Genomic DNA, 15,062 nt, shown 5'->3' with positions numbered 1-15,062 from the left:
GCGCGTGACCGACCCCGGTTTGTGCGCTCAATCCGACCAACACGTTGCGCAATGCTCGGCCCCACGAACGTGAAGCATCATTGCATCGCAGCGTGCTACGATAGTGCACGGACCCATTGGTTTGTCCAAGACGTAGTCAAGCATCGCAAGCATGGCTGCGATGCTAGACAATCTACGAAGTTGTACGCAAGAATTTAGTGTGAACGTACGTGGGACAAACGCGGATCTTGGACAGTACGGCGCACTGCCGTCGACTGCAGCAGAATTGCGCGGCGACCGGGAGAGGTTTTGCTGTAGGGGAAAATGCTCCGCAGGGGGGAGTACGGTGAGATCAGCCGCTGACCATACGCATGGGCGGCTTCAGCGGCAGGGGCAGGGTCGTCGGGCCAGGTGACGAAGGGGCTGCGGCTTTCGGAGCCGCTTCGCCTTCGAGCGCTGCGAGGCCCGCAAAACAGCGGTCCATGCCGTAATCGAGCGCCGCTTCCCGCTGAAACACCTTCGATAGCTTCACGAGCTTCAGGGACGTCTGCTTGCCCAGATCCGTTTCGCGCTCGAGGAACGCTTCGAAAGACCCGTAACCCTTCGCCTGATACAGCTCTTGCTCCTGAATCTCGGCGAGAACCTGCCCGATCTCGAAGAAACCCTTTTCCATGCGCTTGCGAAGCGTGCGGATCTTCGTCGTCTGGTTGTGAAGCTCGCCGATCTTCGCCTTGATCTCTTCGGCGCCTTGAGGAACGCGAATCGTCGCCCGCGCGCTGCCCGGAGGCGCCGGTTCTGCCGCCCGAGCTCGCGCCTCGGCTGCGTGTTTTGCCGCATGCCGTGCCGCCCAAGGTGCTGCACCACGAAGACCAAGCTTGCGCTTCGAGCCTTTGGAATCGTCTTCCTTGCCCTTGGCCTTCGCCTTGCCTTTGGGCTTGGAGCTCGAAGCCGCCTTGGTTGGTTTGGCCGCCTTGGTTGGCTTGGCCGCCTTGGTTGGCTTGGTTGGCTTGGCCGCCTTGGCCTTGGCCGTCTTGCTCGATGCCTTGCTCGTCGCCTTGGTCTCGGGGCCATCGCTTTGGCGGGAGGCGCTGGAGATCTTCTTCTTCTTTTTCTTCAGGCGCTTCTCGGGGCTTTTCTCTTTTGTCGCTTTCGCCATGTTGCTGCGTCCCGCTTCTGCGATAAAATTCGGGCTCGTTCCCGGTTTACATGCCGCAAACGAACCGCGCGAGCGACGTGCGACGCACGTGTCTCGAGCTTTCCGCTCGTCGCCTTACCAAAATTTCGGACCGTCCGTCCACAAACTTTCGGATGTGAATCCATTTTTGGCTTTCGCAGCTCAATTTTCGGGCTGAATCCGAAGGGATGGTGAGGTGGCATCCGTGCTACACCCGCCTTCATGGCCTCCCATCCAGACACATCGGGTGACTTGCGTGCCGCGACGAACGCGACGGCACCTCTACAAGGGAAAACCGAGCATGCGGCAAACCCACCCTCACCGGCAAACTCGGGACTGTCGTCGCGTATCGCCGTCGTCGTCAACGGCAACGCGAAGAGCGTCACTGCGGAGGTCATCGAAACGCTCGATCAAATCCTCGACAACGGCGACTTGTTCGTCTCGCGTCGCGTCGAAGAGAGCGAAGGCATCGCGCGCACGCTCGTCGAGCGCGGTTACGGAACGATCCTGACGGGCGGAGGCGATGGGACGTTCACCGTCGTCGTCACGGCGGTCGTGCAAGAAGCTCGTCGTCGTGGGGCACCATTGCCGCGCTTTGGACTTTTGCGACTTGGAACGGGCAACTCTCTTGCATGGGTGCTCGGTGCGACTGCATCGGGTCCCGAGCGATCACGTGGTTTGGCCGTGGACCTTGGGCGCATGCGAGCCGAAGCAGGCAGCCGGTGGATGAGGTTTGTCGAAGCAGAACAAACGCTGTCGCCATTTTGCGGCTACGGCATCGATGCCGTCGTGCTTCGCGACTACAACACCGTGAAGAATGCGCTTGCTCGAGGGCCTTTGCGAAGGTTTGCCCCCGGCATCGCGTCTTACGCCATCGCGGCGTCGTTCAAGACCATCCCAAGCTACTTCGTACGGCCCACGCCACATTGCCGCGTCATCAACGAAGGCAGCGACGCCATCCGCGTAGGTGCCAAAGGCGGCATCCTCGGCGCTCCCATCCGCAAGGGCAGCGTGATCTACGAAGGCCCCGCCAAGCTCGCGTGCGTCGCGACAATCCCCTACTACGGCTTTGGTTTTCGCATGTTTCCGTACGCCGAGGATCGGCCCGATCGCATGCAGCTTCGCATCAGCAACATTTCTCCGCCCCGGTTCGTCCGGCACTTCCAAGCCATCTGGCGCGGCGAATACGAGGACTTCGAGGACACGTTCGACTTCTTCGTCGATGACGTCTCCATCGAGATGGATCCACCCACGGCGTTTCAGATTGGCGGTGACGTGCGTGGAGAACGATCGCGCGTTCGTGTGCGACTCACCGAGCCCATCCGGATCGTGGACTTCTACGCGCCGCCGCGCGGGTGAAACCAGGCCAAGATTCGAACGCTCGCTTCGCGCGCGTGGGACGCGCGCTCGCGAGAGTTTTGTTTACGATGGGGGGGCCGAGGCTCGCCTCCCGGTGCTTTGGCTTGCGCCAAAGCACGGCGAGGCTCGGCCCCCCCATACCCCCCGATTTGGCCCTGTTCCAAACTACGTAACCTTGCGACGCGCGCGTGCGTCGGACACCTTCGCTCCATGGACTGGAAGCTGTTCGCCTCGACGTTCGTTGCGGTGTTTCTCGCGGAAATGGGCGACAAGACGCAGATCGCGACGATGAGTTTGTCCGGGGCGAGCTCGTCTCGCTGGAGCGTGTTTGCAGGTTCGGCGATGGCCCTCGTTGCGACGAGCGCGATCGCGGTGCTGCTTGGTGGTGTTGTTGCTCGTTACGTGCCGGCGATGTGGGTCAAGCGTGCGGCGGGAGCGGTGTTCATTCTTCTCGGCGTGTTCTACTTGGCGAGCACGTTCGTTCAAACGAACCCTACGAATCAGTAGTATTCGTTGCCGAGGTGCGTGATGAGGTCTTCGCCCATCATCCAGCGCATCGTGTTCTTGAGCTTCATCGACTGGATGAACAGATCGTGCTCGGGGTACAGGTTCGGCGCGGTCATGGGGCTCTTGAAGTAGAAGCTGAGCCATTCCTGCGTGCCGGAAAAACCCGCGCGTGACGCGAGGTCCATGAGCAGCGCGAGGTCGAGGACGATGGGGGCGGCGAGGATCGAGTCGCGGCAGAGGAAGTTGATCTTGATTTGCATCGGATAGCCGAGCCATCCGAAGAGATCGATGTTGTCCCAGCCTTCCTTGGCGTCACCGCGGGGCGGGTAAAACTCGATGCGGACCTTGTGGTAGAGCTTGCTGTAGAGATCTTGGTAGATGTGCGGCTGAAGGATGTACTCGAGCACGCCCAGCTTCGAGACTTCTTTTGACTTGAAAGAATCGGGGTCGTCGAGCACTTCGCCATCGCGGTTGCCGAGGATGTTCGTCGAGAACCACCCGGACAAACCGAGCATGCGGGCCTTGAGACCGGGGGCGATGATGGTCTTCATCAAGGTTTGTCCGGTCTTGAAGTCCTTGCCTGCGATGGGCACTTCGTTCTTCTTTGCGAGGTCCCAGGCGGCGGGGAAGTCGACCGTGAGATTGGGTGCGCCGTTGGCGAACGGCACGCGTTCTTTCATGCAAGCCCAGGCGTAGATCTGCGAGTTCGAGATGGCGGGGTCGTTCTTCGAGAGGCCTGCTTCGAATGACTCGATGGATGCGTGGACGTCGGTCGGCGGGAAGTAAACTTCGGTCGAGCCGCACCAGACGGCGACGGCGCGCGAGCATTCTTTTTCTTTGACGAAGGTGCGGATGTCGTGTCGCACCTGTTCGACCATGTCGGCTTTGTTCGAGCCCGTTTTGACGTGTGGACCGTGAAGGCGCTTGACGTATTCGGGGTAGAACACGGCCTTCATGGGTTTGACCGTGGCGAGCTCATCGCGGACGAGGTCGAGGTGTCGTGATTCGAGAACTTCGGCGTGTTTCGCCGATTCGTAGGCATCGTCTGGGAACAGATCCCATCCGCCGAATTCGAGCTCGGGCAAGGAAGCGAGGGGCAGGAAGTCGCGGATGAGCGGTGATCGATTTTCGGTACGTTTTCCCAGTCGGATCGTCGCGAGCTGGGTTAGCGAGCCGATCGGTAGCGCCAGACCGCGGCGTGCCAACATGACGCCAGCGATCGTGGTCGTAGAAACGGCTCCAAGCCCGGGCAAGAGCACTGCGAGCTTGCCCTCGGGCTTCTTCACTTCTTGCGGCTGCTTCACGGACGATCCTCCATGCTTTCGGCCTCGCATCGATCGGGGCCACGCTCGGAAAGAAATTGAGCGCGCGTATCTTGCGCGATGGTCACCGAGCATGACGTGTCGCGTGCGCTTGCGCCCGTATATACACCTTCGCGATCATGTGCAGCGAGGCTGCGAGTGCATCGCGAGTGCGCCACTGCAAACGGTATCGACAAATGATTTCGCGCCTCGGTGCACGAGCGAGCGGCGCTGTGATCTTGGTGTGAGCAGTGTGCTTGATGAGGCTGCCTGCAAGCGGTTCGCCGTCATCGAACGTGCTCCACACCGAACGGTGATTTGCGTCGTTGGCTGGAGATCGCGCGTTCTGGGTGCGAACACGCGGTGGCACTTCGGTTGGCCTCTGGATTGCTTCGAATGCCGTACGAGTCTCCATCGCGGCTCACGCAGCGTGCTCATGTTCCGTGGTTGCGGTGGCGCTGGGTCTCCGTGTCGACACTCAGCGGGTGTTGCGCTTTTGCGACACTGACACAGGCGTCACACCGCACCTCGACGTGGATCAAAGAGCGTTGTTTTGCTGGCAGAATGCGTGCTACGAGGGGCGCGCTTCAGATCGGGTCTTGGGCCTTTCATGCTTGAAACACAACCGATGAAACGAGCCATCGTGCTCGCAGCAGGAACCGGCTCGCGCCTCGTGAGCGGCGAGGTGTTCCCGAAACCGTTGAAGTCGGTTGCGGGCATCCCTCTTCTCCTTCGCATTCTGCGCACGCTGGCGGACGAAGGCATCCGTGAAGTCGTGATCGTCACTGGGTACAAGCAGGATCTCATCCGCGCGGCACTCGAGTCCGACGGCACGCTTGGTTTGACCATCACGTTCGTCACCAACACGCAGTTCGAAAGGAAAAACGGCGTGTCGTTGCTCGCTGCGCGCGAGTTTGTCGAACCAAACACGCTGCTGACGATGGCCGATCACCTCTACGCGCCTGCCATCGTGCGGCGACTGAATGCGTTCGATCTGCCCGAGGAGGCAGCAGCGCTCGGCGTCGATCGCGCCATCGGTCGCTGCTTCGACATCGATGATGCGACGAAGGTTCGCACCGATTCCCGATTCATCACCGACATCGGCAAAGAGCTTCCGACGTACGACGCGCTCGACACGGGCGTGTTTCGCATTGGCCCTTCGCTCGTTGCTTCGCTCGACGAGCTGTACGCGGCGCACGGCGATTGTTCCTTGTCCGACGGGGTGCGAGCGCTCGCGCGTCGAGGGCTGTTTTTCGCTTGCGACGTGGGCGATGCACGCTGGATTGACGTCGACACTCCGCAGGCTCTCGCGGAAGCCGAGACGATGTTGCGACTCTTCGGCGACAGCCTCGATCGCGAAGCGGTTCGTCCGCGTCCGCGACCCGTATCGTTTCAGGGGCTTGCGAGCGTCGCAGCAGACGCGGAGTAGCCTCACCCCCCAACCCCCTCTCCCCACGCGCCTGCGGCGCGGCGGAGAGGGGGAGCATACCTCACCCCCCGACCCCCTCTCCGTTTGCGGAGAGGGGGAGAAAGAGCCGTTCCCCCTCTCCACTGTGTGGAGAGGGGGCCAGGGGGTGAGGCCTATTCCCCCTCTCCGTTTGCGGAGAGGGGGGCAGGGGGTGAGGCCCTACTTGAACCGCGCGAAGTCGCTGCCGCTCAGTAGCGCCGTGCATGCGGGCAGTCCGCCGATCGGTTTGTTCGGGCCGCTCATGTCCTTGACAAACTGCTTCAAGTCGTCCGGCGTTTCGATCTCGGACACCTCGGGAAGCAGCTTCGTTTCGATCTTCAACGCGCTGGCTCGCTCTTCGAGACGCTTCGCAACGCCTGGGGACGTCCAATCGAGGCCGCTGAAAAGCCCAGGCTCGGCATGCGTCATGGCCACGATGTATAGGCCGCCCGCGGTCGTTGGGCCGAGGAGCAGACCACGCCGCTTCGTCAGCCACATGAGTCCTTCGTAGAGCTCGTCGAGGGACACGAGCGGCGTATCGCTGGTGATGATGCCGGCGGCTTCGACACCCGTTGCAAACAAGTGATCGAGTCCTTTGGCGATTCGCGTGTCGAGCGACGTGCCGCCCGGTGCAGCCACTTGCCAGCGCGGAGGCAGATTCGCTTTCAGTGCATCACGCGCTTCGTCGGAATCGCACAGGACCGCGCGATAACCCATGGGCAAAAGCGTGAGCACACTCAAGACATCCGACAAAAGCGCCGACGCAAGCTCCACCGCTCGCGGGGGCGTGAGCGGTGGGCTCAAACGACGTTTGACGGCGCCCGCGACCGGAGCTTTGGCAAGCACGCCGAGTGCGAGACGTTGCGGGCGGACGGTGGGTTGGTGTCGAGAATCAGCCACGTCCCAATAGTATCGCGAGTTTTCCCCTCCGGGCCAAGCAAGCGCACTTCGAGGCGACACGTGGGGGGCGAGGGACGGACAATTTCGGGCCGCCCCGATGCGATTGTGCTGCCCCGAAGCGGCGGAATCGTTGCACCATCGTCTCGATGGCCTGCGCACCAGTCATGGGATGTCGAGACGCTCTGCGCGCCGAACGCCGCACGTGCGTTCTCGGCAGGGCGTGGCGGCTCTGAGGAGGCATCGTGCCCGGATCCAACATCATCGACGTCGCGATCGGCGTCACGTTCGTCTTCGCCGTTCTCAGCATCGTCGCATCGGCGATCACCGAAGCGATTTCCACGGTGCTGTCGTTGCGCGCGGTCACGTTGCGTCAAGCCATCGAGCGGCTGCTGAAAGACCGCGTCATGGCGGAAAAAGTGTATCGCCATCCGCTGATCGATGGCCTCACCAAAGACGACGACACCGATCCGGCGTACATCCCTTCCGACCTTTTCGCGCGAGCTCTCATCGACGTGATCGTTGCGTGGGACGACGACAACGATCGTGCAAAAGCGCCCGAACGCTTGGGCATGCTCAAAGCGATCGTGCTCATTCCATGGCGCGCCATCGCGCAGTTTTTCCGAAACCTTTGGCCTCGAACGAATGACCGCGCCGAGCCAAGCGAAGTGGCCACACCGGACCTCGAACAACTTCGAACGCGGCTGGCTCGAGCGAAAGGCATCCATTCCGGGACGCGCGCGGCGCTCACGGCGCTCATCGCCGATGAAAAGGTGAAAACGCACGACGACGTGGTTCTTCGTATCGCCACCTGGTTCGACCGCACGATGGAAGGCGTCGGGGGTTGGTACAAACGAACCGTCACACTGATGATTGCCATCGTTTCCGTGGTGATCGCCGTCGTGCTCAACGTCGATGCGTTTGTCGTGGTCGACAACCTTTCGAAGGACGCCGTGCTTCGACAGTCCGTGGCGACGATCGTCACCGACAGCATCAAGCACGAGTCGGAAGACGTTCGAACCATGGGAGAAGCCGTTGCCGACCGTAAACAAGCCGTGCGGTTGACACCGGAAGAAGCCGCGAAGCTCGAGCAAGATCGCAAGACGGGCGAGCTCTTGCGCAAACGCGTCGTGGCCCTGAAACACAGCCTCGATTCGCTCAGCGTGCCGATGGGTTGGCCCGAAGGCGAAAAGTGGTTTTGCCGCCCCACGAACGACGAACCCTGTGATCAACGCCTGTTGCCCGTCACGTACTGGGGATGGGCTCGTCGCATCGCCGGATGGCTTTTTACGGCGGTTGCAATGTCGCTCGGAGCACCCTTCTGGTTCGATCTGCTCAACAAGTTCGTCAACCTTCGTGCAGCAGCACCTCCGCCTGCCAAGGTGCAACCAAAGCCCGCTACTTCAGGCGCGGACGTGCCTCTGACAGACGGATCCCCACGCTCCAAGCGGCCCGCGGATCGCAACGGTTCCTCGCGCAGCGATGCGCCTCCTCCGCTTTCCTGATACCGTGCTCGCCGTGCGTTCGACTCTTCGCACTCGTTTGACCGGTGGCCTCGTAACGCTCGCGATCGCCCTGTCGTCGACCATTGGTCACGCGTTTGTCTGGCCGAACGTTCCCGAACGTATCGCGCGATCCCTCGCGTCCTCCGATGTGTCGGAGCGAAGAGCCGCTGCCAAACGCATCTCGGAGCTGCCTCCGGAGCTGGGCGTGCCCCTTGCCCAGCGCGCGCTTGCCGATGCGGACATCGACGTGCGCTTGCTCGCGGCTGCTGCGGCGAGCGCGTTCTCCATGCCGAAGGCCGGTGACCTCGTCATCGGATGGCTCGGCGAAGGCGATGCGCGCTTGCGTCGTGCAGCATGCGACGTCATTCGCATCTCCCCCACGGATCGCTCCGTCGTCGCGCTCGGTCGCGTGCTCGGCGACCCGGATCCTCACGTTCGAGTCGCAGCGGCTGCGGCCATGGGTAGCTCGGGTTTGTCCGATGCCGTGTCTCCACTGCTCGGTCATCTCGACGATGCAGCGTTCGAGGTGCGCGTGGAGGTTGCGCGTGCGCTGGGAAGGCTCGGCGATGCGCGCGCGGTCGTGCCGCTCATCGGCAAAGTGCAAGACACCGCGGTCGAAGTGAGGCGAGCCGTCGCTCGGTCGCTCGGCGAGCTTGGTGATGCAAGGGCCACGAGCGCGCTCGTGATCGCGCTCCAGGATGGTTCGCAAGACGTGCGCATCGAAGCCGTCAAGGCGCTTGGAAAATTGCGTTCGGACGAAGCGACGTCGGCCATCGTTCCGCTCATCGAAACATCGGCGGCCGATGCTCCTTTGCCCGTAGGTGGCGTGCGCATGGCTCAGGCGTCCGCAGGCTCGCTCGACGTGCGTGCAGCGGCCTATGAAGCGCTTGGACGCATTGGTTCCGAAGGTGCCGTGCGAGCTTTGATCGGCGCGCTGTCGAAGGACGATCCGAGCGCGTTGCGATCGCCCGTGCGCGTCGCGCTCGTGCAGGCAGGCAAGCCTGCGACGCCGCAGCTCGTCGCCGCGTTGTCCGGCGCGCCAACGCCTGCAACGGCTGCAGGTGCGGCGCTCGTGCTGGGCGCGCTTCACGCCAAGGAGGGCCTCGTGCCAACGGTGCGAGCGATGCAACGGGGCGCGCTGCCGCTCGAACATGGCTTGCGTGCGCTCGCGGCGCTCGGTTCTCCCGATGCATTGCCGGCCGTGCTGGAGCTCATCTCCGACACGGATCCCGCCGTTCGTCGCGAAGCCGTGCGCGCGGCATCCGCGCTGCTCGATCCGGCGCGTCCCGATGGTCGAGCCGTCGATCCGGCGCGCGCGATGCTCCTCGATGCAGCGACACCGAGCGATGAAAAGGTTTCGCTCGTGCGTTTGCTTGGACAAACCGGTTCGCCGCGCGCGCAGACGACGCTCGTTTCGCTTGCTGGAACGAAGTCGCGAAGCCTGCGTCTCGCCGTGCTCGAAGCTCTTGGTGCGTCGGGCACGTTCGCGCCCGAAGCCGAGGCCGTGCTGCTCGGCGCGCTCGATGACGAGGCGCCGGAAGTGCGTCTCGCGGCGGCGTCGTCGATTGCGCGCGGTGGAGGTGGAGCCGTTGCAGGGAAGCTGCTCGAAAGGCTTTCTGTCGCGGCCGAGCAGGATCGCGGAGCGCTCGCCTTGGCGCTTGCAGGGGCGCTGTCACGGTCGACCGACGCGGCGCTCGTGGATCGCGTTGCCAAGGTGTTGCCGTCGACGCCAGACTCCGCGCGCGATGGCCTGCTCGAGGGGCTCGGGCGCATGCGAGGTGAGGCGAGCAGCAAGGTGCTCCGGCAGTTTGTCCTTTCGACCATCGATGATCGTCGCAAGGTCGCCGAAGCGTTCGGGGGGCATCCGGAAGCTGCGCCGGTGCTTTCGTCGATGCTCGGAGATGCCGATCCGTCCGTTCGTGCGAACGCCGTTTGGTCGCTCGGCGCCGTGGGCAAACGGGACGCGCTTGGGCCAATCGTCAAACTTTTGGCGGATCCCGATGTCGCGGTGGCCGGCAATGCGGCTGGCGCGCTTGGTCGTATTGCAGCCCGCGAATCCGCGGGCGCGGATGTTCGTTCGGCGCTTTGCGGAGCGCTGTCGGATGGCAGACCTTACGTGCGAGCCAACGCATTGACGTCGCTGGGACTGTCGGGTCAGCGATGCGATGCGGGAATCGTCGAGGGGCTTTTGCTGCGGGATCGATCCGAGGCTGTGCGAATGGCGGTGGCGGGATATTTGTGGACCGTCAATGCGGCTGCGAGCCCACTTCCGGAAAACGTGCGCCGCGTGTTTGCTCGTTGTGCGAGCGAGGAGCGGAGTGCGCGGGTTGCATTGCAATGTACGCGTACGCCCGAGCGGGTGGCGGGGACCGATGATGTCCTCGTATTCGTGGCGCCTGCGGGTGCGGACGAGCCGCAATCGCGAGCGCCGTATGCGCTCGTGCGAGGTGACGGGCTCATTCGAATGGGAATGGCGGATCGGCGCGGCGGGCTTTTCGAGTTTTCAGCGCCGAAAGGCGTCATTCGACTTGCGGTGCCGGCGCAGTTGGCGCGCTGATTTCCGACTGCGTGCTCGCAGCGAGCGCCCTTCCGTGGTAATGCTGAACATGTGCCATCGTGCGCCACCGCGCGCGCGGAGTTTCATCGCTTCATCCGGTTTTGCAGTAGGTATGCGATAGGCATGCCTTTTGCGAAAGTCGCTTCATCAAAGACCGGAGCAGCAACCTTGGAGGTTCCCATGAATTCGAGGATTCATCTTGGTTATGTAGGATTTGCTTTGGTTTTGAGTGCGATTGGCGTCATGGTGGGGGCCTGTGCCCAGGATGCCGATTTCGCTGCGCTCGAATGTGGTGCGGGGGGCAGCGGCGATGTAATATGTAGTCAGCCACCAGGCTCGACGGGAACCATGGGCGGTGAAGGCGGGCACGGGGCCAGCACCGTCCCCCCTACCGGCTCGGGTGGGTCAGGCGGCGACGGGGCCGGGTATTTCGATGCTGGCGCTGGCGACGCGGAGCCTATTGCGCCACCACCGGATATTCCCTCGGGTTGTATCGATATGAGTATGGATAAATCGCCGAGGACTTTTTACATGTCCGCCGACGATTCGAATTCGATGGGATCGCCCGCGCACGTGAGGGAATTGATCCATCTTGGATTCGAGCCGAGCCCCAGCAGAATTCGCACCTACGAATTCCTCAATTATTACCGCATTGCATACCCTGCGCCGGTATATGGCTCGCTGAACCTTTTTCCCGAACTGGAGCAGAAGACCGAAACCCCTCAAGTCGCTGAATTCCAGCTTGGCGTTCGTTCCTTCGACGCGCTCGTTCCGCGCCGTCCGATGAACCTCACGTTCTTGATCGATACCTCCGGCTCCATGAAGGGCCCTGGGCTCGACCGCGCCAAAGCCGCCGTGAAAGCGATTTCTTCGATGCTCGTGCCCGGAGACATCGTGAGCATGCTCGCGACGAATGCGGATATCGAAAAGCTCGATGGATACGTGGTTGCGGGGCCGGAAGACCCAATGCTGCTTGGCCATCTCGACAAGCTCACGACGGGAGGAAATTCCGATTTGTATACGGCGCTCGTCGAGGCTTACAAGATTGCGAAGGGCCATGCAAACGAGAGCTTGATGAATCGCGTCATCATGATCAGCGATGGCGGCGTGAATGCAGGCGTCACGGAAACGGATCTCATTGCCTCCGAAAGTGACGATGCGGACAAAGAAGGGGTGTATCTCATTGGTGTCGGCACGGGACCTGCCGTCTCGTACAACGATCACCTCATGAATGCCGTCACCGACGCGGGGCGCGGTGCGTACGTGTATCTCGACAGCGTCGAAGAAGCGAAACGCATTTTCACCGAGCGATTCGACGAAACGATGGACATTGCAGCGCGCAGCGTCCAGGTCGAGGTGACATTGCCGTGGTACTTCCGCGTCAAGGGGATTTCCACGGAAGAAATCAGCGAAGCTCCTGTGACGGCACAACACCTCGCCCCCAATGACGCAATGGTGTTCAATCTCGAAATCACCGCTTGCGATCCCATGGTGTACGAATTTGGTGAAAATGTCCGCATTCGTGCATTTTGGCAAACGCGCGTGGGTTATCTCAATAAGACGACCGAAGTGAACGTGCCACTCAACTCGCTCAAGAATCCAATGATGAAAGCGTTGCCCAAAGGACGCGCCATCGTGGCGTATGCCGAGGCCCTCAAAGGATGCGGATTCAAGAGCAGCGGCGCGAGCCTCTGCGACACCGAAGCGGAGCGCAAAAAGGCCACGAAAGAGAAGCTCCTGAAAGCACGCGAATTGGCCGTCTTGGCAAATCAAGGTGGCGACGTCGAGCTCGACGAGATCATTTCCATCATCGACAAACATCCCCTGATTATGACGGGCCTGTAGGTCATCCGAGGGACATCGTCCCAGACCCGCCATTCGATACACGTCCAATCGCGCAAAGCAATACGAGCAGAATACTTGGAGGTTCCCATGGGTCATAGGAGTCATCACGGTTATCTAGGTTTCGCAATGGTCCTCGGCGCGATAGGTGTGGGGCTGGTTGCTTGCAGTATTCCTGGTGACTCCGAGCCTCCCCGCTGCAATCCTGAGATTGCCGGGTGCCCCGAAGACAACGGTGTGGGTGGTTCTGGTGGCGGTACCTTTCAGACGACGGCCGGATCGGGTGGTGAGGGCAGTGGACCTGGTCTCACTGGTGGCGGTGGCGCCGGTGGCGCCGGTGGTGACGGCGCTGGCTACGTCGATGGGGGAGTCGGAGATGGGGGCTCGGTTGATCCTTTGGCCATTCCAGCGTCCTGCATGGGCATCGACCAAGTTCAGCGAACGTTTTACATGTCCGCCGATGATTCGAATTCGATGGGATCACCTGCGCATGTAAGGGAATTGATCAACATCGGATTCGAACCGAACCCCGCGAGAATTCGTACCTACGAGTTCCTCAATTATTACCGTATTGCGTATCCTGTGCCGGCGTACGGCTCGCTGAACCTCTTCCCCGACATGGAGCAGAAGGCCGAAAACCCTCACGTCGCCGAATTTCAGCTCGGCGTTCGCTCCTTCGACGCGCTCGTTCCGCGCCGTCCGATGAATCTCACGTTCCTGATCGATACGTCCGGCTCCATGAAGGGCCCCGGGATCACCCGCGCCAAAGCCGCTGTGAAGGCCATTTCGTCAATGCTCGTGCCCGGAGACATCGTGAGCATGGTCGCGTCTGATATGGCAATCGAAAAGCTCGATGGGTACGTGGTCACGGGGCCGGAAGATCCAATGCTGCTTGCCCATCTCGACAAGCTCACGACAGGCGGAAATTCCGATTTGTATACGGCGCTCGGCGGAGCTTACAAGATTGCGAAGGACCATGCGAACGAGAGCTTGATGAATCGCGTCATCATGATCAGCGACGGTGGCGTGAATGCAGGCGTCACGGAAACGATGCTCATCGCCCAAGAAAGCGCCGATGCGGACAAAGAGGGGATTTATCTCATTGGCATCGGCACGGGACCTGCGGTTTCGTACAACGACAAGCTCATGAACGACGTGACCGACGCGGGTCGCGGTGCGTATGTGTATTTGGACAGTGTCGAAGAGGCGCAACGCATTTTCACGGAGCGTTTCGACGAAACGATGGACATTGCAGCGCGAAGCGTCCAAGTCGAAGTGAGTCTGCCTTGGTACTTCCGCGTCAAGGGCATATCCACCGAAGAAATCAGCGAAATGCCCGTAACGGCGCAGCATCTCGCTCCCAATGACGCGATGGTGTTCAATCTCGAGGTCACCGCTTGCGATCCCAGCATGTATGCGCAAACGGATAACGTCCGCATCCGAGTCTTCTGGAAGACGCGCGTCGGTTATCTCGATCAGGTGACGGAGATGAACATTCCACTAGACAAACTATTGAAGCCCGGTGCGCCCGCAATGGCCAAAGGACGCGCGATCGTGGCGTATGCCGAAGCCCTCAAAGGATGCGGATTCAAGAGCAACGGCTCGAGCCTGTGCGACACCGAAGCCGAGCGCAAAAAGGCCACGAAAGAGAAACTCCTGAAAGCACGCGAATTGGCAGTCTTGGCAAATCAAGGCGGTGACCTCGAGCTCGAGGAAATTATGTCCCTCATCGACAAACACCCGCTGATCATGAAGGGGTTATAGAATCCGGCCAGAGCTTGCGCTCGCTCGCGCGTGGGACCACGCGAGGCTGTTCATTGGGGAGGTCCCCGCGCTTCGCACAGCACGGCGAGGCCCGGCCCCCCAACCCCCGATTACCCCTTTCATCAAACCGGGACCGAGCCAAGTTTGGAAGGACAGACTCGTTTGTCCTGGAACGATGAGCTGTCGCTACGCGCCGCGCGCGGCCTTCATCTGCTTCACTTCGCCGAGGATCACCCGCGCCTCCTCCTCGGTCAAAAACTGAGCTTTCCGCGCAACCCAAAGGAAGCCTTCTTCGGTCGTTTGCGCGATCGTCTGCGGAAAAATCACCCGCGTGAACGACTGAAGCATCCTCACCGTTTGTCGCAGCGCGCTCGACCTGAGCCCCGTCCCTTCGATCACGAACGCATGCGCCACGATGTACTTTTCGAGTGAACGCGTCGTCTTGCCCAGCACGTCCGCCGATGCTCGATCCGGCGCTCCAACGGATGCTGTATCAGTCAGCACCACGAAGATACAACCCACGCCGTAATTTTGCATGACGCGCGTCAAGTTCTCATGCACCGCCTGGGCCGCTGCGAGGTTCGGCGTGTTCCGCCACCACACGACGACAACGGGCGCGTGCCATCCCATCACCACATCGGGCCGGTCTAAGACGATCTCCACGCGCGCACATTACCAGCAAAAGCGCCCGCGTGGGAAGCTCGCGGCAACGATCTCCGAAAATGCCTCG

Annotated in this window: 11 protein-coding genes; 7 read left to right on the top strand and 4 right to left on the bottom strand. The window is 61.4% G+C overall.

Annotated elements, in window-relative coordinates; translation table 11 throughout:
* Positions 1 to 331: 331 nt before the first annotated feature.
* Positions 332 to 1,135, bottom strand: a complete 804-nt coding sequence (locus IPM54_42110; protein ID MBK9266369.1) for a hypothetical protein — start codon at positions 1,133 to 1,135, stop codon at positions 332 to 334.
* Positions 1,136 to 1,375: 240 nt separating this feature from the next.
* Here IPM54_42110 and IPM54_42105 point away from each other — a divergent pair, with 240 nt between their 5' ends.
* Positions 1,376 to 2,512, top strand: coding sequence for a hypothetical protein (locus IPM54_42105; GenBank protein ID MBK9266368.1), 1,137 nt, complete (start codon positions 1,376 to 1,378; stop codon positions 2,510 to 2,512).
* Between the two features lie 210 nt (positions 2,513 to 2,722).
* The gene (locus IPM54_42100; protein ID MBK9266367.1) at positions 2,723 to 3,019 is read left to right on the top strand and encodes a TMEM165/GDT1 family protein; all 297 of its coding nucleotides are present in this window, start codon (positions 2,723 to 2,725) and stop codon (positions 3,017 to 3,019) included.
* Here IPM54_42100 and IPM54_42095 read toward each other — a convergent pair.
* Positions 3,013 to 4,323, bottom strand: a complete 1,311-nt coding sequence (locus IPM54_42095) for an inositol-3-phosphate synthase (GenBank protein MBK9266366.1) — start codon at positions 4,321 to 4,323, stop codon at positions 3,013 to 3,015. The two genes, IPM54_42100 and IPM54_42095, sit on opposite strands and share 7 nt — an antisense overlap.
* 625 nt (positions 4,324 to 4,948) lie before the next feature.
* On the opposite strand from IPM54_42095, the gene IPM54_42090 reads away from it, so the two are divergent.
* Entirely contained in the window at positions 4,949 to 5,749 is an 801-nt protein-coding gene (locus IPM54_42090) for an NTP transferase domain-containing protein (protein MBK9266365.1), read from the top strand.
* Positions 5,750 to 5,947: 198 nt separating this feature from the next.
* On the opposite strand, the gene IPM54_42085 is transcribed toward IPM54_42090, so the two are convergent.
* Entirely contained in the window at positions 5,948 to 6,667 is a 720-nt protein-coding gene (locus tag IPM54_42085; GenBank protein MBK9266364.1) for a DUF2064 domain-containing protein, read from the bottom strand.
* 242 nt (positions 6,668 to 6,909) lie between these two features.
* On the opposite strand from IPM54_42085, the gene IPM54_42080 reads away from it, so the two are divergent.
* The 4 genes from IPM54_42080 to IPM54_42065 all read left to right on the top strand — a co-directional run bounded on the left by IPM54_42080 (position 6,910) and on the right by IPM54_42065 (position 14,332).
* A complete protein-coding gene (locus IPM54_42080; protein ID MBK9266363.1) occupies positions 6,910 to 8,169 on the top strand; it encodes a hypothetical protein in 1,260 nt (419 codons plus the stop codon).
* 13 nt (positions 8,170 to 8,182) lie between these two features.
* Complete coding sequence (locus tag IPM54_42075) at positions 8,183 to 10,726, top strand: HEAT repeat domain-containing protein (protein ID MBK9266362.1); 2,544 nt, start codon at positions 8,183 to 8,185, stop codon at positions 10,724 to 10,726.
* Positions 10,727 to 10,906: 180 nt separating this feature from the next.
* Positions 10,907 to 12,571, top strand: coding sequence for a VWA domain-containing protein (locus tag IPM54_42070; GenBank protein ID MBK9266361.1), 1,665 nt, complete (start codon positions 10,907 to 10,909; stop codon positions 12,569 to 12,571).
* A gap of 87 nt (positions 12,572 to 12,658) precedes the next feature.
* Positions 12,659 to 14,332, top strand: coding sequence for a VWA domain-containing protein (locus IPM54_42065; protein MBK9266360.1), 1,674 nt, complete (start codon positions 12,659 to 12,661; stop codon positions 14,330 to 14,332).
* A 186-nt stretch (positions 14,333 to 14,518) separates the two neighbouring features.
* Here the strand turns inward: IPM54_42065 and IPM54_42060 are convergent, their stop codons facing one another.
* Positions 14,519 to 14,995: a hypothetical protein gene (locus IPM54_42060; protein ID MBK9266359.1), complete on the bottom strand. Its 477-nt coding sequence runs from the start codon at positions 14,993 to 14,995 to the stop codon at positions 14,519 to 14,521.
* Positions 14,996 to 15,062 lie beyond the last annotated feature (67 nt).

It is taken from the genome of Polyangiaceae bacterium, from assembly GCA_016715885.1.
Taxonomy (GTDB): domain Bacteria; phylum Myxococcota_A; class Polyangia; order Polyangiales; family Polyangiaceae; genus Polyangium.
This window is presented reverse-complemented; position numbering and strand designations above follow the sequence as displayed.

Bases quoted from the DNA above. Each gene is read 5' to 3' on its own strand.
- IPM54_42065 (MBK9266360.1), top strand. From the start codon at position 12,659: ATGGGTCATAGGAGTCATCACGGTTATCTAGGTTTCGCAATGGTCCTC.
- IPM54_42100 (MBK9266367.1), top strand. From the start codon at position 2,723: ATGGACTGGAAGCTGTTCGCCTCGACGTTCGTTGCGGTGTTTCTCGCG.
- IPM54_42070 (MBK9266361.1), top strand. From the start codon at position 10,907: ATGAATTCGAGGATTCATCTTGGTTATGTAGGATTTGCTTTGGTTTTG.
- IPM54_42090 (MBK9266365.1), top strand. From the start codon at position 4,949: ATGAAACGAGCCATCGTGCTCGCAGCAGGAACCGGCTCGCGCCTCGTG.
- IPM54_42105 (MBK9266368.1), top strand. From the start codon at position 1,376: ATGGCCTCCCATCCAGACACATCGGGTGACTTGCGTGCCGCGACGAAC.
- IPM54_42110 (MBK9266369.1), bottom strand. From the start codon at position 1,135: ATGGCGAAAGCGACAAAAGAGAAAAGCCCCGAGAAGCGCCTGAAGAAA.